Source organism: Vibrio sp. 10N.261.52.A1, from assembly GCF_002876325.1.
Taxonomy (GTDB): Bacteria; Pseudomonadota; Gammaproteobacteria; order Enterobacterales; family Vibrionaceae; genus Vibrio; species Vibrio chagasii.
In genome coordinates this window covers 1-750 of record NZ_MCYD01000464.1, presented here as the reverse complement: position 1 = coordinate 750, position 750 = coordinate 1, and the positions used below count along the sequence as shown (strand labels likewise).

Below are 750 nucleotides of genomic sequence, written 5' to 3'. Positions count from 1 at the left end.
TTGTTAGATTAATTGATTCTTCAGACGTGGAGTTAACTTTCGTGTTAGATGAATTTCAATTTTTGTTAAAAGAAGATGAAGATGCTTGGTTCCAACTTTTGGCACAACATCGTAAGTTCAGAACGGATTTTTTTATTATCACTCAATCCCCGCTCTCGCTGTCTGAAAAGATGCAAGATTTAATATCATTTTCACATAAAATAACGCATAACCCCTTCTTTCTTAAGAAGTGGAGTTATATAAAGAAAGTTTATGACGGTGTCCCTACGCTAGAACGTGTCGTTGTGCTGTCATCCAAACTTAGATTTTATAGTAGAAAGACGTTTTCGAATTATAATTCTTTTTATCAACGAGATTATGTAAAAACTGGAAACCTTTTTCACTTTGACAACAAAAGCAACATTATGTTTTGGCCTGTATTAGCTGCCATTACGCTCGTATTTTTAATTTATAATTTTTCTACAGAACGAGACTTTAACTTAAAGTCTTATATTAGTCACTCTAAAGCCCATGTAAATTTAGAAGAAAAAAAATACATACCTGTAACTTCTGAAAGAGAATTAAAAACTGAAACTCCTCAAAATATAAGTAACGAAAATGAACAGGAAGTCGGTATAGAAGAGAGCTATAGTGACATGTCGCTAATCAACCTATTGTTTAACTCAAAGATTATTATTGATAGTTGGTATGTTGATAGAGGCGAAAAAGTCACTTACTTTGAAGTTGAACAAAACAAAACTTCCTTTAAGT

The 750-nt window shown here is 32.0% G+C and carries 1 protein-coding gene; it reads left to right on the top strand.

What is annotated here, in order from left to right:
- Positions 1 to 41: 41 nt before the first annotated feature.
- Positions 42 to 750 (top strand): Zonular occludens toxin (locus BCT81_RS05545; RefSeq protein ID WP_241908168.1); only part of this gene is annotated, 709 nt, incomplete at its 3' end.